Source organism: Pantoea sp. 18069, from assembly GCF_902706035.1.
GTDB lineage: Bacteria > Pseudomonadota > Gammaproteobacteria > Burkholderiales > Burkholderiaceae_C > Comamonas.
In genome coordinates this window covers 20,234-38,710 of record NZ_CACSJA010000038.1, presented here as the reverse complement: position 1 = coordinate 38,710, position 18,477 = coordinate 20,234, and the positions used below count along the sequence as shown (strand labels likewise).

The 18,477-nt window shown below is 67.4% G+C and carries 22 protein-coding genes; 4 read left to right on the top strand and 18 right to left on the bottom strand.

All coding sequences use genetic code 11. The features are described 5' to 3' along the window. Nucleotides 1–33 precede the first annotated feature (33 nt). From rraA to GVL12_RS21855, 4 genes are all read right to left on the bottom strand, one after another. Nucleotides 34–543, bottom strand: a complete 510-nt coding sequence (gene rraA / locus GVL12_RS21870; protein ID WP_159917675.1) for a ribonuclease E activity regulator RraA — start codon at nucleotides 541–543, stop codon at nucleotides 34–36. 1 nt (nucleotide 544) lies between these two features. After that, the gene (locus GVL12_RS21865) at nucleotides 545–1,534 is read right to left on the bottom strand and encodes a tripartite tricarboxylate transporter substrate-binding protein (RefSeq protein WP_159917674.1); all 990 of its coding nucleotides are present in this window, start codon (nucleotides 1,532–1,534) and stop codon (nucleotides 545–547) included. A 67-nt stretch (nucleotides 1,535–1,601) separates the two neighbouring features. Next, complete coding sequence (locus GVL12_RS21860; RefSeq protein ID WP_159917673.1) at nucleotides 1,602–3,602, bottom strand: aconitase family protein; 2,001 nt, start codon at nucleotides 3,600–3,602, stop codon at nucleotides 1,602–1,604. Between the two features lie 79 nt (nucleotides 3,603–3,681). Beyond that, nucleotides 3,682–4,572, bottom strand: a complete 891-nt coding sequence (locus GVL12_RS21855; RefSeq protein ID WP_200843993.1) for a LysR substrate-binding domain-containing protein — start codon at nucleotides 4,570–4,572, stop codon at nucleotides 3,682–3,684. A 119-nt stretch (nucleotides 4,573–4,691) separates the two neighbouring features. Between GVL12_RS21855 and GVL12_RS21850 the strand changes: the two genes are divergently transcribed. Continuing rightward, entirely contained in the window at nucleotides 4,692–5,396 is a 705-nt protein-coding gene (locus GVL12_RS21850) for an SDR family NAD(P)-dependent oxidoreductase (RefSeq protein ID WP_159917672.1), read from the top strand. 174 nt (nucleotides 5,397–5,570) lie between these two features. After that, complete coding sequence (locus GVL12_RS21845; protein WP_159917671.1) at nucleotides 5,571–6,521, top strand: hypothetical protein; 951 nt, start codon at nucleotides 5,571–5,573, stop codon at nucleotides 6,519–6,521. A gap of 42 nt (nucleotides 6,522–6,563) precedes the next feature. On the opposite strand, the gene GVL12_RS21840 is transcribed toward GVL12_RS21845, so the two are convergent. The 6 genes from GVL12_RS21840 to GVL12_RS21815 form a co-directional block, all read right to left on the bottom strand. Further along, complete coding sequence (locus GVL12_RS21840; protein ID WP_159917670.1) at nucleotides 6,564–7,124, bottom strand: NADPH-dependent FMN reductase; 561 nt, start codon at nucleotides 7,122–7,124, stop codon at nucleotides 6,564–6,566. Between the two features lie 78 nt (nucleotides 7,125–7,202). Next, complete coding sequence (locus GVL12_RS21835) at nucleotides 7,203–8,177, bottom strand: tripartite tricarboxylate transporter substrate binding protein (protein ID WP_159917669.1); 975 nt, start codon at nucleotides 8,175–8,177, stop codon at nucleotides 7,203–7,205. 47 nt (nucleotides 8,178–8,224) lie between these two features. Next, nucleotides 8,225–8,782, bottom strand: coding sequence for a VOC family protein (locus tag GVL12_RS21830; protein WP_159917668.1), 558 nt, complete (start codon nucleotides 8,780–8,782; stop codon nucleotides 8,225–8,227). After that, nucleotides 8,772–9,137, bottom strand: coding sequence for an NIPSNAP family protein (locus GVL12_RS21825; RefSeq protein ID WP_159917667.1), 366 nt, complete (start codon nucleotides 9,135–9,137; stop codon nucleotides 8,772–8,774). Before GVL12_RS21825 ends, GVL12_RS21830 begins: the two co-directional genes overlap by 11 nt. A gap of 10 nt (nucleotides 9,138–9,147) precedes the next feature. After that, the gene (gene fahA, locus GVL12_RS21820; RefSeq protein ID WP_200843992.1) at nucleotides 9,148–10,485 is read right to left on the bottom strand and encodes a fumarylacetoacetase; all 1,338 of its coding nucleotides are present in this window, start codon (nucleotides 10,483–10,485) and stop codon (nucleotides 9,148–9,150) included. After that, a complete protein-coding gene (locus GVL12_RS21815; protein ID WP_159917666.1) occupies nucleotides 10,482–11,237 on the bottom strand; it encodes an SDR family NAD(P)-dependent oxidoreductase in 756 nt (251 codons plus the stop codon). The genes fahA and GVL12_RS21815 overlap by 4 nt, the downstream gene beginning before the upstream one ends. 88 nt (nucleotides 11,238–11,325) lie before the next feature. On the opposite strand from GVL12_RS21815, the gene GVL12_RS21810 reads away from it, so the two are divergent. Then, nucleotides 11,326–12,123, top strand: a complete 798-nt coding sequence (locus GVL12_RS21810) for an IclR family transcriptional regulator (protein WP_159917665.1) — start codon at nucleotides 11,326–11,328, stop codon at nucleotides 12,121–12,123. Between the two features lie 86 nt (nucleotides 12,124–12,209). Here the strand turns inward: GVL12_RS21810 and GVL12_RS21805 are convergent, their stop codons facing one another. From GVL12_RS21805 to GVL12_RS21785, 5 genes are all read right to left on the bottom strand, one after another. Next, the gene (locus GVL12_RS21805; protein ID WP_159917664.1) at nucleotides 12,210–13,064 is read right to left on the bottom strand and encodes a Rossmann-like and DUF2520 domain-containing protein; all 855 of its coding nucleotides are present in this window, start codon (nucleotides 13,062–13,064) and stop codon (nucleotides 12,210–12,212) included. 297 nt (nucleotides 13,065–13,361) lie between these two features. After that, nucleotides 13,362–13,847, bottom strand: coding sequence for a hypothetical protein (locus GVL12_RS21800; protein WP_159917663.1), 486 nt, complete (start codon nucleotides 13,845–13,847; stop codon nucleotides 13,362–13,364). Nucleotides 13,848–14,135: 288 nt separating this feature from the next. Continuing rightward, nucleotides 14,136–15,320, bottom strand: a complete 1,185-nt coding sequence (locus GVL12_RS21795; RefSeq protein ID WP_200843991.1) for a multidrug effflux MFS transporter — start codon at nucleotides 15,318–15,320, stop codon at nucleotides 14,136–14,138. Further along, the gene (locus tag GVL12_RS21790) at nucleotides 15,317–16,528 is read right to left on the bottom strand and encodes an MFS transporter (RefSeq protein ID WP_159917662.1); all 1,212 of its coding nucleotides are present in this window, start codon (nucleotides 16,526–16,528) and stop codon (nucleotides 15,317–15,319) included. Before GVL12_RS21790 ends, GVL12_RS21795 begins: the two co-directional genes overlap by 4 nt. 75 nt (nucleotides 16,529–16,603) lie before the next feature. Further along, complete coding sequence (locus GVL12_RS21785) at nucleotides 16,604–17,077, bottom strand: MarR family winged helix-turn-helix transcriptional regulator (RefSeq protein WP_200843990.1); 474 nt, start codon at nucleotides 17,075–17,077, stop codon at nucleotides 16,604–16,606. Between GVL12_RS21785 and GVL12_RS21780 the strand changes: the two genes are divergently transcribed. Next, a complete protein-coding gene (locus GVL12_RS21780; protein ID WP_159917661.1) occupies nucleotides 17,076–17,294 on the top strand; it encodes a hypothetical protein in 219 nt (72 codons plus the stop codon). The two genes, GVL12_RS21785 and GVL12_RS21780, sit on opposite strands and share 2 nt — an antisense overlap. Here GVL12_RS21780 and GVL12_RS21775 read toward each other — a convergent pair. From GVL12_RS21775 to GVL12_RS27085, 3 genes are read right to left on the bottom strand one after another with little or no spacing between them, the layout of a single operon-like run. Beyond that, nucleotides 17,291–17,857 carry a GNAT family N-acetyltransferase gene (locus GVL12_RS21775; RefSeq protein WP_200843989.1) on the bottom strand — a complete coding sequence of 189 codons (567 nt, stop codon included), beginning with the start codon at nucleotides 17,855–17,857 and terminating at the stop codon, nucleotides 17,291–17,293. The two genes, GVL12_RS21780 and GVL12_RS21775, sit on opposite strands and share 4 nt — an antisense overlap. Continuing rightward, nucleotides 17,842–18,219, bottom strand: a complete 378-nt coding sequence (locus GVL12_RS26400; RefSeq protein ID WP_235033946.1) for a DUF1294 domain-containing protein — start codon at nucleotides 18,217–18,219, stop codon at nucleotides 17,842–17,844. Before GVL12_RS26400 ends, GVL12_RS21775 begins: the two co-directional genes overlap by 16 nt. Continuing rightward, nucleotides 18,111–18,473 (bottom strand): cold shock domain-containing protein, encoded by a 363-nt coding sequence (locus tag GVL12_RS27085; RefSeq protein WP_200843987.1) that lies wholly within the window; start codon nucleotides 18,471–18,473, stop codon nucleotides 18,111–18,113. The genes GVL12_RS26400 and GVL12_RS27085 overlap by 109 nt, the downstream gene beginning before the upstream one ends. Nucleotides 18,474–18,477: the final 4 nt, after the last annotated feature.

Genomic DNA, 18,477 nt, shown 5'->3' with positions numbered 1-18,477 from the left:
TCATTCTATTGCAGTTCGCTCCAACGCCGCCCATCAGCCGCGCTGCACTGCCCCGCGCACGAACACCAGGCCATCGGCGTCCAGGGCCAGCCAGTCGTCGTCGGTGATATCCGCGCCGCCCAAAGCCAGCGCCCCGCGTCGCACCTCGCCTTGCGCTCCGGGCTTTGCGCGTCGCGGCACCGCGCCCAGCGCCAGCACCGCGAAATCCAGCGTGCCCAGCGCCGCGGCGTCGCGCACCGCGCCGTGCACGATGGCGCCGCGCCAGCCGTTGCGCAGGCCCAGTTGCGCCATGCGCTCGCCGAGCACGGCCACGCGCAGCGCGCCGCCGCCGTCGACGACCAGAACCCGCCCGCGCCCCGGCGCGTCGAGCAGCGCGCGCACCGGCCCCGCGTTCTCGAACGCCTGCACGCAGGCGATGGGCGCGCTCACAGCGCGCAGCCCGCCATAGGACTGCCAGGGCAAATGGCAGACCCGGGCCTGGTCGCCCAGACGGTCGCAAAGGTCGGCCGTTGCTTCGCCGGGGTGAATGGGGGCGATCGCCATTTCAGTCAAGCGTGGCTCCCGACTGCTTGACCAGCTTCTGGTGCTTGAGCAGTTCGGACTGGAAGAATGCAGGCGCGGCGTCGGGGCCGATGGACAGCAGCGACAGGCCCTGGCCGACCACGGCCGCATGCGCTTCGGGCGAGGCAATCGCCTTGGCGATCGCCGCCGCGTAATCGTCGACCAGGGGCTGGGGCAGGCCCGCCGGGGCGATCAAGGCCACCCAGGCGTCGAAGGCATACCGGGGCACGCCGGCTTCGGCCAGCGTCGGCACCTCGGGCAGCGCCGCCGAGCGCTGGCTGGTGCTCACGGCCAGCGCGCGCAGCGTGCCGGCCTTGACCTGGGCCGCGACCTGCGAGATCGACACGAACCCGAGCTGTACCTGGCCGCCGATCAGATCGGTGATCAGCGGCCCGGTGCCGCGGTAGGGCACATGCTTGATGGCTATGCCGGTTTCGCTGACCAGCAGTTCGCCCGCGAGGTGCAAGGTGCTGCCATTGCCGGCCGAGCCGAAGTTCAGGTCGCCCGGGTGGGCTTTCGCATAGGCCAGCAGTTCGGCCACGGACTGCACCGGCAAGGCGGCATTCACCGCGAGCACCAGCGGTACCGTGGCCAGCACCGCGATCGGCGTGATGTCCTTGAGGCTGTCGAAAGGAATGGATTTGTAGATGCCGGGATTGATCACGTGGTTGGACGAAATCATGCCCAGCACCAGCCCGTCCTTGGGCGCCTTCACCACCTGGGCCGTGCCCGTGATGCCGCCCGCGCCGGCCAGGTTCTCGACGACCACGGCATGCCCGGTCGCGCGCCCGAAGCCCGGCGCCACCGCGCGCGCGATCGCGTCGACGGTCGAGCCCGCGGCCAGTGGCACGATCAGCCGTATCGGCTTGGCCGCATTCACCGCCTGCGCCAGGGCCCCGAGCGGCGCCGCACAGCATGCGAGCACCGCAGCGCAGGCCAGCGCCCGCCGCGTCAGAAATGACTTGTCTTTCATCGCCTTGTCTCCTTTGTTTTTTCTTTCCACCCGGGCTGGTTGTCCCCAGCCCCCGACCACGAACCGCTCAGCGATGGCGCGCCTGCAGTTCCGCGAATGACAGCAACTCGCCCGCAATCGCGCTGGCCGCCACCGTGGGCGGGCTCGCGAGCCAGACGCTGCCCGGCCCGCCGCGGCCGGGGAAGTTGCGATTGATGGCGCTCACGGTGACCTGCTCGGCGCGCTCCGAGCCCCCCGGCCCGCAATTGCCGCAGGCGCCGCACGAGGGCTGCAGCATGCGTGCGCCGACGCGCTCGAATGCGTCCATGTAGCCTGCGGCAATGCAGTGATCGCGCACCGCCGTGGTGCCGAACTGCAGGTACAGCGACACGCCCGGCGCGACGCGCAGTCCGCGGTCGGCGGCCCAGCGCAGCACGGCGTGGTAATGCGCGAAGTCCTCGCGCTTGCTCGCGGTGCACGAGCCCCCGTAGGCGATGTCAATGCGCACCCCTGCGGGTACCTCGGCCAGCGGCCGGCCGTTGCCCGGGTCGCCGGGCGCCGCGACCATGGGCGCCACGGCGGCGCAATCGATCTCCAGCACCTGGGCGTACTGCGCGCCTTCGTCGCTGTGCATCCAGGGTTCGAGCGTGAAATCGACGCCGCGGCGCTCGCGCAGAAAGCGCAGCGTCTCGGCGTCGGGCGCGACGATGCCCGTCAGGCCGCCGAGTTCGGCCGTCATATTGGTCAGCGTCGCGCGCTCGTCGATGGACAGCGCCTGCACGCCCTCGCCGACAAACTCGAACACCTTGCCGACGCCGCCGCCCGCGCGGATGAACGCCTGGGCGAGCAGATGCAGCACCAGGTCCTTGGCCGTGACGCCTGCAGCCAGGCGCCCGCCGCAGCGCACCAGCAGCGACGCCGGCACGGTAAGGCGCACCGCGCCCGTGACCAGCGCATTCGCCATGTCGGTCGTGCCTACGCCGAACGCCACGCAGCCCAGCGCGCCGCTGTGCGGCGTATGCGAATCGGTGCCCACGACCAGCTGGCCCGGCAGCGCATAGTGCTCGGCGACCATGGCGTGCGAGATGCCGGCCGCATCACGGCCTGTGCCCTGCAAGGCCTCGGCCTCGGTCAGCGTGCGGTGCGAGCGCAGCCCGTAGTCGCTGACGAACTGCCGCTGGGCTTGCACCATGCGCCGCACATTGGGCACCAGCCCGGCGCGCACATGGGCCGGACTTTCTTCTACATACGAGGTATGGTCCTCGAACACGATCACCGACGCGGGCGCCTGCAGCGCCAACGGCCGGCCCAGGCTGGCGTGCAGCATGTGCGCGGCCATGCCGGTGTAGTACTCGTGGATGAAGCGCCAGTCGGCACGCACGAAGATGCCATCGCCCGCGCGCGGCGAAGCCGGCGTGAGCGCCGTGGCCAGCGCGTGGCGGGCAACGATCTTCTCGAACAGCGTCCGTGGCCGCTGCACTTCGTCGTTCGCCCCCGCCTGGATGGCGCGCATATGCGCCTGGCCAAAGCGCAGCAGCCCGCCGCTGCGCACGATGGCCGCGGCGAGCGTGTCGCGCCCGGCGAGCAGTTCCTCCAAAGGAATGGCTTCACCCGCGGCGATGCGCTCGACCAGGCCCAGATCGGTAGAAGTGAACAGCCCGATGTTGTCGGCGTTCTGCCGGTAGATGCGTTCAAAGCTCTCGGCGATCACCAGCCGCACGCCCGCGAGCTTCTCGGCCGTGGGGCTGTGTTCGCGCGACGAGCCCTTGCCGTAGCGCTTGCCCGCGACCACGACTTCAATGCCCGCCGCGCTGACCGCGCCCGCGGCGATCGGCAGGCGCTCGCCCGCCTTGAAGCCGGTATAGGGGTAGCGGCCCAGCTTCTCGTCGTAGTGCGTGAGAATCGGCAGCGGCGTGATTTCGTCGGTAGAGACATCGTCGCGCAGCGGCAGGGCCTGGGCCAGCGCCACGGCCTCGCCGCGCAGCACGGCTTCGACCGGCGCGGGCGACTGGCTCAGAAAAAGAATGCGCGCATTGAAGTGCAATGCGGCGTCGTCAGAGGTTCGTGGGGAATTTTTATCGTCAGCCATGCGCCATGCTGGCTTGCCGGCGCGCACAGGCCAAGCGCCAACACGGCACAGGGGGTCGCGCGAAATGCGCGATCGGGACTTACCCTTTCAGGCTGTCGATCAAGGCCTGGGTGGCGCGCGGCTGCGGCGAACGGTGCAAGGCGTAGAGATGCAGGCTACGCGCGGCCCAGCTCGCGGCCAGCGGGCGGCGCGCGAAATGCGCGGCCCCCGCATAGGCCGCGGCCGCACTCTGCGGCACCACGGCCACGCCCATGCCCGCCTCGACCATGCGACATACCGCATCGAAACTGCTGACCGACACCGTGGGCGCGAACTTCCGGCCCAGCTCCAGCGCGCGCGCGTGCAGCACGCGGTCCAGCGCCCCGCCCTGGTGTATGCCTATCAGCGCATGGTCCAGCGCCTGGCCGAAATCGACCGTGGCCTGGGCCGCAAGCGGATGCGCCGCGGGCACCACCACATACAGCGGGTCCTGGGCGAAATGCCAGGCGTCGATGCCCGCGGGCGCGTCCATCTGCACGCCCACGCCGACGTCGGCGCGGTCGTCGAGACAGGCGCGCAGCACATCGCCGGTGTCCATTTCATGCAGGGCCACGCGCACCTGCGGATAGGCGGCCATGAAGCGCTTGAGGCGCTCGGGCAGAAAGCCGATGACCGACGACATGTTGGCGTACAACCGCACCGTGCCGCGCACGGCGTCGCCTTCCGACTGCACTTCGCGCACCAGCGCCTGCAGGTCTTCATCGATCTGCAGGCCGCGCGCCAGCACCACGCGCCCGGCGTCGGTCAGCGACACGCCGCGCGGCGAGCGCACCAGCAGCGGCCGGCCGAACGCATGCTCCAAATCGGCCAGCCGCCGGCTCAGCGCCGAAGCCGCGATATGCTCCTGCGCCGCCGCGCGCACGATGGAGCCGGCCTGGGCGGCGGCCACAAAAAGGCGCAGGCTGTAGGGATCGACGCGGCGGGTCAGCAAAGTGGGCGCTCCTGGAACAAGCGCGCATTGTCCCATGGGCGTGGCGCGCGCCGGGCTTGACGCCGGCCGCCAGGCCATCCACATTGAGGCCTGTCTTTCGCAACAAACTTTCACGACCTATGGCTTTCTCTTCCTCCATCGTCATCACCGGCGGCTTCGGCGCGCTGGGCAGCGCCATCGGCATTGCCGCCGCCCAGGCCGGCGCACGCGTATGCCTGATCGGCCACGGCGCGGCGCCCGCCGCTGCCACGCTGCCAGCGAACGTGCTGTGCATAGGCGGTGTCGACCTGACCGACACCCAGGCTGCAAACGCCGCGCTGCAACAGGCCGCCCAAGCCTTCGGCGGTGTCGACGCGCTGGTCAATGTCGCCGGCGGCTTCCAGTGGCAGACCACCAGCGGCGATGCTTTCGACGCCTGGGACCGCATGTATTCCATGAACCTCAAGACGGCCGTGGTCGCAAGCCGCGCCGCCCTGCCCTGGCTGCGCCAGCGCCCCGCCGCGCGCATCGTCAATGTGGGCGCGATGGCCGCGCTGTCGGCCACGGCCGGCATGGGCGCATATGCCGCGTCCAAGGCCGGCGTCATCAAGCTCACCGAGGCGCTTGCGGCCGAACTTGCCGACGAAGGCATCAACGTCAACGCCGTCCTGCCCAGCATCATCGACACGCCGCAAAACCGCCGCGACATGCCCGACGCCGACACGCGCAACTGGGTGCGCGCGCAAGATTTGGCGCGCGTCGTGCTGTTCTTTCTGGGCCCGGACTCCGCGGCCGTCACGGGCGCGGCGCTGCCGGTGACGCTAGGGCCCAGGGCGGCACGCTGAATTCTTTAGCAGCTGAAACTGGCGGGCGCCGGCCTTGCCACGCGCGGGCCTGCGCCACAATTTTTAGCGGCTAAAGTCGCACCCGTACGGCCAGCCCACCGCCGCCGGGCAGTGGAACTTTCTGCGCCACCGGTTACCAAGTCAATGCCGGACAACCCAACGCAAGGAACTCCAATGAGCGCAGTCAGCCCAATGGCGGCACGCCCGCTGAATCTATCGTCGATCAGCGCCAGCGATATCGCTGCCGTCAAGAACGCCAGCGACCGCGAGAAGATCGGCGGTACCTTGAGCCGGGTCTGGGACAAGATATCGGACATGTTCCTGGGCACCGATCGCGCGCAGGCCAAGAAGTGCCTGTTCGACCTGTACTTGCCCAACACATCGGACGCCCAGAAAATCAAGAGCTTTCTTACGTTGCAAAGCCTGGCGGGCGATGGCTACAAGGACCGGTTCCAGCATACCGTCGAAAACGGCATGGAAACCTATGCACTGCTGCTCGATGGCGATGAAAAAGGTGAAGGCGTGCTGCTGTCGCGCAAAATAATTGCCTGCGACCGGCAGCGCATCACGGAAATCATCAACGGGGGCCGCGAAACAGAAAATCTTGAAGTGCAAATGAAAAAGGATGTGACGCGCGGGGATTACCACATCGACCACCGGCCCCTGGCCGACGGCAGCGATCTCACGGAACTGAGAACGGAAGTCCGGCTGCACGTACTCGATAAGGAACTGGATGCACTCGAGTGCACTCCCGAAGAAAAAAAGTCCATCCTCGCACTCGCCAATCAGGCGACTTTCGCCCTCATCATGCAAAGCACGGTAGCAACGCATCCCGCGGAGCAAGGCGGCTGGGTGCCGCCCTTATGCCCCTGCTCCGAAGAGCAGAGCACCGAGTACCGCATCACGCGCGAAGACGGCGTCATCCGCCTCAGGGCGCTGTGCGCGCAGGATATCGCCGCGGAGAAAAGCGAGGAGTTGCGCGATGACAAGAAACAGGCCATCCAGGACATGCCCCATTTTTATCAATCGCTGGAAATAAGGATTGATATCGCCATCAACGCCCAGGGCGAGTCCGAAATCAGGCAGCTGGACTATCTTGTCTGCAAGGGTCCCGAACCCCGGTGAGCGCCGCAGTGGGACCTACGCCGCGCGCGCGCAGCGCCCGCTTCAGGCCAGCTTGAGCAACTGCTGCTGGCGGCGCACATGCACGGCCAGCGCATCCATCTGTGCCTGCACGAAACCGCGCGTCGTGGCGTCGGTGCATTGGCCGCCGGCGTCGAACTTCTGGTTGGCAAAGCCGACGAAGATCTCGGGCTTGACCAGCACCGCGGCGTTCATGAACAGCAGCACCTTGCGCAGGTCATACTGCACGCGCGCGCCGCCCAGCGGGCCCGGCGTGGCCGACAGGATGGCCACGGGCTTGTTGAGCAGCGGCTGGTCGTCGCCGCGCGACACCCAGTCGATCGCGTTCTTGAGCATGCCCGGAATCGAGAAGTTGTACTCGGGCGTGGCGATGATGACCGCATCCGCCTGGCGGATGCGCTCGCGCAGCGCCGACACCGACGCCGGCAGCCCCTGCGCCATCACGTCGGCGTTGAAGGGCGGCACTTCGTGCCAGTCACAGACGTGCAGCGTGGCGCCGGCGGGCAGGCAGTCGCCCGCGAGGTTCAGCAGCATGCGGTTGATGGATTGGCCGCGCAGGCTGCCGCAGATTCCGACGATGTCCATGAAAATTTCCTTGAAGGTCACAACAAAAAGGCCGCTGCCGCACGCATGCCGGCGCGGCCTGGCGATTGTCGCGTGAAATCAGCCCTGCAGCGGGATACCGACCTGCTGGATGACGCCCCGCCAGCGCGCGATCTCGCTGCCGACCATGGCGCGCATCTGCTCGGGCGAACTCGGCGTCGCGGCGCTGCCCGCATTGGCCAGCGCCTGCTGCAGATCGGGCGCATTGAGCGCCTTGTGGATCTCGGCGGCGAGCTTTTGCACTACGTCGGCAGGCGTGCCCGCGGGTGCGGCCAGGCCCAGCCAGGAGCGCACTTCGAAGCCCGGCAGCACCGTGGCGACCGGCGCCACGCCGGGCAGCGACGGCCAGGGCTCGGCGCTGGTGATCGCCAGCGCGCGCAGGCGCCCCGACTTGATGTGCGGCGCGGCCACCGTGAGCGTGTCCGTGAGCACATCCACGTCACCGGCAATTACCGCCTGCACGGGCGCGCCGCCGCCGCGGTAGGGAATGTGCAGCAGCTTGACCCGGGCCGTCGCGCCCAGCAGTTCGCCGACCATGTGCTGCGTCGAGCCCACGCCCACCGACGTGAAACTGACCTTGTCCGTGTCCTTGCGCGCCATGGCCAGCAGTTCGGCCAGGCTCTTGGCCGGATGCTCGGCGCGCACGGCGACGACGAACGGGAACGACGACACGGTGGACAGGAAGGCGAAATCCTTGACCGCGTCATAGGGCATGGACTTGCGCAGCGCCGCCGAGACGGTGTGGGCGCCCGTGAGCATCACCAGGCTGTAGCCATCGGGCGCGGCCTTGGCCACGGCATTGCTCGCGATGGCGCCGCCCGCGCCGCTCTTGATTTCGATAACGACCGGCTGCCCGAGGCTGTCCTGCAGCTTCTGGCCCACGAGCCGGGCGACGACGTCGGCATTGCCGCCCGCGCCAAAGCCATGGATCAGCTGGATGGGCCGGCTGGGATACGCGCCCTGGGCCCAGGTGGCGAACGGCGCCAGGGATACGGCGCCAGCGAGCAGCGCGCAACGACGGGAAATGGGGGCCATGTTTGTCTCCTGAACTTATTGATTTTGGGGAAAGGGGCAGCCGTGGCTCAGGCCGGCGCGCGCACGTAGCCGGTCTTGGCGCCGAACACCTTCTCGCGCTGCGACCAGTCATGGGTCTGGTTCCACAGCGCCAGCACTTCGGGCGCCTCGGCCTCGAACTGCGCATAGCGCTGCGGCTCGCAGGTGCGCACCGTCAGCTCGAGCCGGTGGCCCGAAGGGTCGAAGAAATAGATCGAGGTGATGAAGTCGTCGTGGTTGGTCGGGCCCACGACCTTGAGGCCCTTGGCCAGCAGGTCGCGCCGGGCCTGCTCCAGCGTCGCCAGGCTGTCGACCTCGAACGCGAAGTGCTGTATCCAGCCCGGCGTCTGCGCGTCGCGCCCCGAGGCTTCGCCCGCGTCTTCGGGGCATTCGAAGAAGGCGATGTTGCTGCCGTCTTCCATTTCGAAAAAGATATGGATGTGCGGGCTGTACTTGCCCGTGGACGGCACATGGTCCTCGCCCATCGCGTGGGCGAACTTCAGGCCCAGCACGTCGGTATAGAACTGTACGGTCTCGGCGGCGTCCTTGCAGCGAAAGGCCGCATGGTGGAGCTTTTTACACAGCATGGGAGGTCTCCTGTTGGATGGCGGGGGTTGGCATGGTTTGCCACTGCGGCGTGAAGAACGGCGCGGGCGTGAGGAACTTCGATTCCTGGCTCTGCAGCAGCGGCAGCATGCGCGCCACATAGGCCAGCCACTTCGGCTCGGCCATCAGGCGCGCGCGCAGCGCGGCGCGTTCGTTGAAGTCGGCATAGGCCCACAGATGCACGATCTGGTTGAGCGGCCCCGACTCGGTCGTGTAGTAGCCGACCATGCGGCCCAGGATGCGCTGCTGCACTTCCAGGCCTTCGGCTTCATAGAGCGCAAGATAGTCGCGCCACTTGCCGGGGTGGGTCGTGTAGGTGCGTTGTTCGACGAGCATATTGCTTCCTTCAGCCCAGCGGCGTGGCCGTGGCCGCGCGCAGCGTGGCCGTGCAATGGCCCCAGCCTATGCCGACAAAGCCTTGGCGCTCGCTGCGCCCGCGCAGGCTGACTTCGTCGCCGTCCTGCAGGAAGGTGCGCTGCTCCTGCGTTGCGGCCAGCGTCAGCGGCTCGGCGCCGCCGCGCGTGAGCTCCAGCAGACTGCCCAGGGCATCGGCGCTGCTGCCCGAGATCGTGCCCGAGCCCAGCAGATCGCCGGTATCGAGCGCGCTGCCGTTGCTGGTGTGGTGGGCCAGCATCTGCGCGAAGCTCCAGTAGAGCGTGGCGGCGTTCGAGCGCGACAGCCGCTGCGCGGGCAGGCCCTCATCACGCATGCGCGCGCTGCGCAGCAAGGCCTCGATGTTGACGCTCACGCTGCCCAGCGCCTGGTCGGCCGCATCGAACAGATGGGGCAAGGGCGCGGGGTCCCCGGACTCGCGTGCGGCCATGGCCTGGCGAAACGGCGCCAGCGCTTCGGCCGTCACCACCCAGGGCGCGACGCTGGTCGCGAAGCTCTTGGCGAGAAACGGGCCCAGCGGCTGGTATTCCCAGGCCTGGATATCGCGCGCCGACCAGTCGTTGAGCAGCGAGAAGCCAAACACATGGTCCCAGGCCTTGCCCACGGCCAGTGGGCGGCCGGTCTGTGAAGGCGCGCCGATATAGATGCCCAGCTCGACTTCATAGTCCAGGCGCCGGGCCGCTGCGAACACCGGCGCGCTCTGGTCCGCAGCTTTCAGCTGGCCCCAGGGGCGCTGCACCGGCGCGCCGCCCACGCGCACGCTGTTGGCCCGGCCGCTGTAGGCCACGGGAACGTATTTGTAGTTGGGCAGCAGCGGCGCATCGGGACGAAACAGCCGCCCCGCATTGGTCGCATGGTGCACCGACGCAAAGAAGTCGGTATAGCCGCCGACTTTCACGGGCAGGTGCAGTTCCACGTCGGCCAGCGGGTGCAGCGCCTGTGCGAGCTTCTCGCGCTGCGCGGTCTGGCCGGCGCTCAGCAGGCGCGAGAGTTCGGCGCGCAACGCCGACGCGCTGGCATTGCCCAGCGCCATCAGCGGATTGAGCGTGGGCGCGGCGCAGGCCCGCGCGGCGTCGGCGGCCAGGCCCGGCAGCAGCGGCGCACAGGCCGCGACGTCGAGGATCTGGTCGCCAATGCCCACGCCGCAGCGCGGGGCCCCGGCCGCAGCGCGCACGCTGAACACCGCGAACGGCAGGTTCTGCAGGGGGAAATCGGCCCCGGGCTGGTTGGCGCTCTCGACCCAGCTGCGCAGCGCGGGGTCGTGGGTGGCATTGAGCAGGGAGGCGTTCACAGCGAGTGCCCTCCATCGATCACGATGCGCGCACCCGTCGCGGTGCGCAGGTGCGTGGCGCAGGCAATCACCGCCTGGGCCACATCGCCGGGCACGACCACGCGGCCCAGCGGCGTCTGGGCGGCTTTGCTCTCGAGTTCGGCGCGGCTGCGCCCGCCGACGAAATCGGTGTCGACCGATGCCGGCGATACGCACAGAAAGCGCACCGGGCCGAACGCGCGCGCCATCGACACCGTGAGCGTGTCCAGTCCGGCCTTGGCCGCGCAGTAGGCCATATTGCTGCCCAGGCCAGTGAAGGCCGAGACCGACGAGACGTTGACCACCACGGCGCTGGAGGATTTGCGCAGCAAGGGCAGCAGCGCGCGCGTGACCGCATAGGTGCCGCCGACATTGGCGCAGAGAATGCGGTTGAACAGGTCGGGGTCGAGCGTGTCGGTGTCCGCATGCGCAATGCGCTGCGTGAAGCCTGCGGAGTTCACCAGCACATCCACCTGGCCGAAAGTCTGCGCAAGCCATTCGGCGGCCGCAGCGTGGCTCGCCTGTTCTTCGAGCGCGATGCGCAGCGTGTGGTGCGTGCCGGGCAATTGCGCGCGCAAGACTTCAGCGCGCTCCAGGCTCTGGTGGTAGCCGATCACGACCGTGGCGCCTTCGCCGGCCAGCGCGCGCACCGTGGCCGCGCCTATGCCATTGCTGCCGCCCGTGACGAGCGCGATCTTGCCGCGCAATGGGGAATGCTGAGTGTGTTGCGGCATGGGCATGTCCAATAGTTGGATGTCAGGTTGTTGAATTGGGTTGATTGTTTTCTAATCAGCAGCAAACAGTCTCATCCTTGTCCGTTAAATGAACACGAAAAACACCTCCGAAGCCGGCTCCCTCAAACGCGGGGTGGTCTTGCTCAAGCTGCTGGCGACCGCAGGCGCGCGCGGCTGTCCGTTAAGCGAACTGTCTGAAAAGTCCGGGATGCCGCACCCGTCGGCGCACCGCATCCTCAAGCAGCTGATGGCCGAACGGCTGGTCGCGCACAACCGCGAGACGCACCGCTACAAGCTCGGGCCGCTGGCGTTCGAGCTGGGCATTGCGGGCTCCACCATGTACGACGTGCGCGACCTGTGCGAGCCGGCGATGGCCGAGTTAGAGCGCGCGACCGAAGACACCGTCTACCTGGTGCTGCGCAGTGGTTTCGAGGCGGTATGCATGCACCGCTGCGAAGGCTCGTTTCCTATCCGTACGCTGGTGCTGGAAGTGGGCAGCCGCCGGCCCCTGGGCGTGGGCGCGGGCGGCCTGGCCATCCTGGCGGCGATCGCGCCCGACGAGCGCCAGGAAATCATCGAGCGCGTCGCGCCGGTATTGCCCATGTTTGGCAAGCTCACCGAAAGCGCGCTGCTCGAAGCCTGCGAGCAGACCGCGGCGACCGGCGTGGCCGTGATACAGAACCGCGTGAGCCTGGGCGTCACGGCCGTGGGCGCGCATTTCTGCGATTCCATGGGCCAGCCGATTGGCGCGATCAGCGTCGCCGCGCTGACCCAGCGCATGACGCCCGGCCGGGTGCGCAGCATCTCCGAGCGGGTGCGCGCCGCGGCCCGGCAGGTCGAGCTGTGCCTGCGCGCGCCTGTGGCCGGCCGTACCGTCAGGCGCTGAGGGGCGCGGCGTTCACTCCACCTTGATGCCCGCATCCTTGACGACGGCACTCCGCTTCCGGATTTCCTCGCTCGGATGGACAAGAATCAGCCCAGTGACGCCTCCACGCGCGCGATGTCATCGGGGCTGAGCCTGCCGTTCTCCTTCGCCAGCAAGATCTGCCGACGCGCCATGGTGCGATAGAACTCCACGGCATCGGCGCTGGTGGCGGCGAGATCGGTGACGTGCCTCCGCACAACGCCGGCGTCACCGCGTGAAATGGGCCCTGACAGCGCACCGGCCAATCCCCTTGCCTCGGCCGCATCCAATGTGCCGTGGGCCAAGGGAAGAAGCGCCGCCAATGCAGTCTTGTCGTCGACGCCGAATGCATTCCAGAGATCGCAGGCTTCGCGCAGCAAAGACAGCAAGAAGCTGGCCGAATAGTTGGTTGCGGCGTGATAGCGACCGCGCACTCCGGGCGGCAAGGTGATGGGACGGTAGCCCACTGACTCTGCGAGTTGCGTCAAGGTGGGCAAAAGCGCTTCGCAAGCTTCAATGGCCACGCTGCTTCCGGCGACGCGAGGAAGGGCCAAAACGGGATCGGCGAACAGCTGCAGCGGATGGAAGCCGCCAATCTGCGCGCCCTGCTCTTGCGCCTGCGCCAGGACGGACACTTCCGTCGCGCCGCTGCAATGGACGACGCTCTGGCCCTGTCGCCAGCGCAGACCCGAAGCAAGGGACTGGATGGCATCATCCGGCACCGTCAGGAAGACCAGATCCGCGGCGTCCACCGCCTCCTGGGGATGGCGGTAGACCGTGCAGCCGGCTCCCGCGGCCTTGGCGAGCAGGTCCGATGAACCGGCGGAGCGGCTCGCAACGCCCGTGACGGCCCACCCCGCTTCAAAGAAGGCCGCGGCCAGAGTCTGGCCAAGACGGCCCGCACCAACGAAGGCAATCTTCATCACACAGCTTCCTGAAAGACATTTTGTCGGTAGATTGCGCACGATGGCCGCAGCCTGGCTTTTCTCGCGGCCCGTGCGCAGGGTCGAGATCCTGCCAGGCCCGTGACTGTAGCCCTTTTTTCTGCTGCCAGCGCATGGACCACGAGCGCGAGCGCTCGATCACCCGGCACACCGCAAGAGGTGGGTTGTCGACAGATGGCATGGGAACCCCTTCCTCTTGGGTCGGTTCGCGGGGAACGGTTTGTTCACCGCGTCCTGTTGCCGCCCTGGGCCTGTAGAAGGGTCGAAGGGCCCTCTTTACCCGCCCTTGCCCCGGCCGGCCTGCGCATGGGCGATCCGCGCCTGCAGGCCCCGGGCCAGCTGCACATAGGCGCTGGCGGATTCAGGCGACGGGCTGAAATCCAGGCCATGGCTTACCTGATCGCGCAATGCGCCCAGTTGCCGGTACAGCACAAGGTCCTGCGCGGGAGGCTGCTCGGCCAGGCCATGGACAGCCTGTTCCAGGTCGCGCCACGCCACCAAAATTGCATTGCGCGCAGAGCCTTCCGGGGGAAGGGTGCCGGCATTTGCCCGCGCCAGGAATGCGGACCCTGACCCTGCCGACTGTGCGGCCAGCACCTGAAGCTCCTGCTCGAATTCAAACTCTGCGGGCCCGAGCCGGCCTTTGCTCAGACGTGCAAGCAGCGCGCGCAGTTGCTCGCGGAAAATCAGCGCCATCGCCACGACGGCCGAAGGCCAGGCCCCGGCCTTGACCATCTCGGCGGTGAAAGTAAGTCCGTCCATTTGCCCTCCTGCGCGCAGGCGCTGTGCGCTGAAAACAAAAAGCAAGGCCGGCCCAGGAATGGACCGGCCTTTGGAATCACACCTTGCTACCACGAACGCAAGGCGCGAGGGATCCGTGCCGCTGCACGGGTGCTGACGACGGCCCTGTCGGGCTGCCATTGGCACCTGTGCCGCGGCGCTGAACCTGGTGCAACTTTAACCAAACAAACCAGAATATCAATAGCCAAATTCTATTGATTGCGTAGGAATTGAACTGCAGCGCGGCGCCGCCGCCCCGACACATGCCGCTTACGGCTTCGAGTACACCCCATGCGCATGGGCAAAGCGAAAGCTCGCCAGAGCCAGCGCCGTGATGCAGATCTGTGTCACCGCGCAGGAGACCACAGGATCATCGCCATAGCCGACGAGCAGCGTTCCCACGGCGCCCATCGCCATCTGGCCAAAGCCGTAAAAGCCGGCGGCCGAGCCGGCCAACGCGGGCATCACCGACAGCGCGCAGCCCAGCGCCGCCGGGCTCGCGAAACCCGCGCCGAAGGTCATCGTCACGGTGATCGCGAGCAACCAGCCGGGCGTGAGCCAGCCCAGCAGATGAAACAGCAGCAGCGCGGCCGCCATCACCAGCCCCAGCCCGGCGCCGATCAGCAAAAAACGATCGGCCGGCCAGCGCCCCGACAGCCGGCGCGTGAGAAACGTACCCAGGCTGGCGCCCACAATCGTGCTGGCCGCGAACCAGCCAATGGAGCTGATCGGCAGCCCCATCTGCCCGTGCACGATATAGGGCACCGAAGCAAGATAGGGATAGAGCGCCGAAGTGATGCAGGCGCCGCCGAGCATATAGCCCGCAAAGCCGGGGTGGGTGAGCAGCTGGCGGTAGTCGTGGGCAATGAAGCCCACTTTGAGCGGCCGCAGCTGCGTATTGGTTTCGGGCAGCAGGCGGTAAGTGAAGATGAGCATCGCGCTGCCTATCAGCACCAGAAAGACATAGATCGCGCGCCAGCCGAAATGGTCGGCAAGATAGGCGCCGACAATCGGCGACAGGCCCGGGCCGACCAGCGTCAGCAGGTTGAGCAGCGCCAGGTCCTTGGTCACGCGCATGGGATGGGCCGTGTCGCGCACGATGGCGCGCCCCAGCGCAATGCCCGCGGCGCCGCCCAGCGCCTGCAGCAGCCGCGCCGTCACCAGCCACTCGAGCGTGGGCGCGAACAAGGCCATCACGCCCGCGCCAAAATAAATCGACAGCCCCAGCAGCAGCGCCGGGCGCCGGCCCAGCGCGTCGGACACCGGGCCATAGATCAGCTGGCCCAGCGCCAGGCCGATCACATAGAGCGTGATCGTCTGCTGCATGCTCGCGGGCGACGCGCCCAGCGCCTGGCCCGCCACGGGCAGGGCCGGCACGAAAATGTGCATCGCCATGGTGCCGCTGAGCGTGACCAGCACCAGCAGCCACAGCGGAACCCGGGTCTGCTGGGTCATGCAGGCAGCAGCGCGGGTTGCATGCGCGGGTGGCGCTGGAAGAACACGGCGGCCGTCGTGCCCAGCACGATGACGATGGCGCAGAACGTGCGCACGGCCACATCCATGCCCCAGTTGTCGGCAATCCAGCCAATGCCCAGCATGGGCACCATGCTGCCGATATAGCCGATCACCAGATAGGTCGACAGCAGGCCCGAGCGGTTGGCCGGTGTCGCGATGCGGTTGACCATGCTCATGCCCGCGAGCATGCTCATGCCGTGGCCCGCGGCCGTGAACAGCACGCCCAGCGCGAACAGCGTGGCCGAACCGGCCCAGAGGTTGATCATCAGCAAGGCATTGCTCACGGCCAGGCCCCCCAGGCCCAGCGCCCCGCACCAATGCGTGGGCATGCGGCCCGCGAGGATCTGGGTGCAGGCCGACATCAGCAGGATCAATGCAATCGCCGTGCCGCTCACGGCCGGGCCATGCCAGGGCACGAGCTTGTCGAGGAACAGCGGCGACATCGCGGCGTACAGGCCAAAGACGCCAAACGCCAGGAACGGCAGGCTGCTGGTCAAGGCAAACGCCTTGGACGCGTCACCCGCGGGCCAGGTCAGCTTGGGCAGCACATCGCTCCACTGCAGCGGCTGCTGGTCCTTGGGACTCGCGTTGTCGGGCAAGTCGAGCTTGGCCAGCGCGACCATGCCCAGCGCGGCCAGCACCAGCGTGGGCACATAGGTGGTCACCAGCGGATACGGCGCCCATTGGCCGATCACGCCGCCGACCAGCGGGCCCACGCCAAAGCCCAGGGCGATCAGGAAACCGCTCATCATCGCCACGCGCTGCACGTTGCCGGGCGGCGACAGCTTGGCCAGGCCCAGCGTCGCGCTCGTGGTCACCATGCTCGACGCCACGCCGACCAGCAGGCGCCCGACGCTCAAGCTGGTCACGTCCCAGGCGATCAGGCTGATGAACGTACCGATGATCGCCATCGCCAGCCCGAACATCATCACCGGCCGAAAGCCGACGCGGTCCGGCAGGCGCCCGAGGAACAGCAGCGTGCACAGCGCGCCGCCCATGTAGATCACATAGATGCGCGAGATGTCGCTGGCCTGCAGGCCCCAGGCCTCTTTATAGAGCGCGTACAGCGGGCTGATCAGCGCCGTGCCCATCACGCCGACGATCATCGCAAAACTCACCCAGGCAAAGGGCGATGCTTTCAATTTCATTTTTCTACCGTTTTTCTTCTGCGGGGCCTGGTTGAGGATAAGAACCCAGGCCTTGTTCTTTGCAGGCTGCGGGCGTCAGAACGACGCGAAGCGTTGCGAAATCTTGACCAGCACTTCGCGCGTGACCTGCTGCTCCTGCTCCGACAGGTCGGCGAGCAGCGTGCGCTCGATCTCCAGGCTCTTGGCAAGAATCAGGGCCGCGGTCTCGCGCCCTGCTTGCGTGAGCGCAATGCACTTCGTGCGCCGGTCCGCGGGGTCGCAGTCCCAGTCGACAAGCCGCGCTTCGCGCAGCTGGGCCAGCACGCGCACCAGCGAGGAGCTGTCTAGGTACAGCGCATCGGCAAGATCCTTTTGCCGCAGCGGCCCGCCCTGCTCGTACAGCACCAGCAAAGGGATGCGCGTCGCATCCGACAGCCCGAGGTCCTTGAAGCTCAAATCCACCTGGCGGCGCCACTGCCGGTAGACGCTTCCGATCAACAGCCCGAATCGCGAACGCGCCTGAGAAAGCTCAGGCGCATCGCAGGCGCTGACCGGGGAATTAGTTTGCATGCAAAGTATTTTGCCACGGGTTTTCCCGGAGTGCTTGCGGGCGGACAAAACCCTTGCGGTGGATCAAACCGAGGACGCAATGCAGCAAGCCGATGCAGCCCTTTACCGCGGCAAAGCAGGCGGACGCAATCGCATCGAATCCGCCCAGGTCGCCGGCCTTGCGTCCGCCCAGTCTGTGGCTGCGTCCTTCGAGCAAGCGCTGCAGACCGTGGATTAGGCCGCGCCGCCGATAGCCCTGGCCAGCGGCATTTCACACCACATATGAACCTTGGCCTTGAAGCCTTGCGGCGTCGCAATGGCCATGGGCTCGAGCCCGAAGCGCTGGAAGCCGAACGATTCGTACAAGGCGATGGCGGGCGTATTCCCGTCGGTGACCGTGAGCGTCACCACCCGCACACCGGGACGATCGCCGGCCAGGCGCATCGCGGCCTGCATCAGCGCCCGGCCCGCGCCGCTGCCGCGTGCCGCTTGCGCCACGAACATGCCTATCAGATGGGCCTTGTGCCGGGTCTTGGGCTTGGCGGAGAACTCCAGCGTCACCGTGCCCAGCAACTCGTCGTCAAGAAACGCGCCGAACACATGGCTCAGCCCCTGGGGATCGGCGATGCGCGCGACCCACCACGACAGCGGCTCGGCCGCGCGCTCCTGCGGCGTCGATGTGAACGCATCGGCGGCCACCTGGTAGGCGTGCAGCATCAGCGCCCGGTAAAGCGGTGCATGCTGCGCGCCAAGCGGCGCGATGCGGATGTGCTGTGCTTTCGAAACTAGGATTTGAGCCATGGGATGCCAGCCAGCGCCTGGCCATGAGGGCTCGCAAGGAAGATGAACGCCAGCAGGTTGAGCATGACGGTGCACCAGAACACCGCGCGAAACGCGGCCTTCGATGATTTGTGCCGCAGCACTTGCTGCGCCAGCAGCGCGCCCGGCCAGCCGCCGATCAATGCCAGCAGGTGCAGCGTGTTCTCGGATGTTCGCCATGCGCCCTGCTGGGCGGCCGACTTGTCGAAAGCGTAGACAAAGAAAGTCAAGGCGCTCAATGGGAGGTAGATCCACAAGGCCCACAGTGGCGGCTGACCGAACAGGAGGCCCGCAGAAAGCACGGCCAGCAGCACGGGAAGGCCCACAGGCTTGCCGCGCCCCATGGCGCAGGGCCTTCGCGCTGGGCCCTGACCGCGGGCTGAGGTCTGGCTCGAAGCAATTCAACATGGACCGCGCGTTTCTTGCCCTGAGGACCGACCTCCACCTGGAAGCTGACGCGCTGGGCTGGTTGCGGGCGGCCATGCGAACCGCCGAACGCCTTGATATGGACAAAAATCTCCTGCCCGCCTTGCACGGATTCGATGAAGCCAAATCCTCTATCGTCGTTCCAGGATTTGATGGTGCCTTCAAACCGCATGACT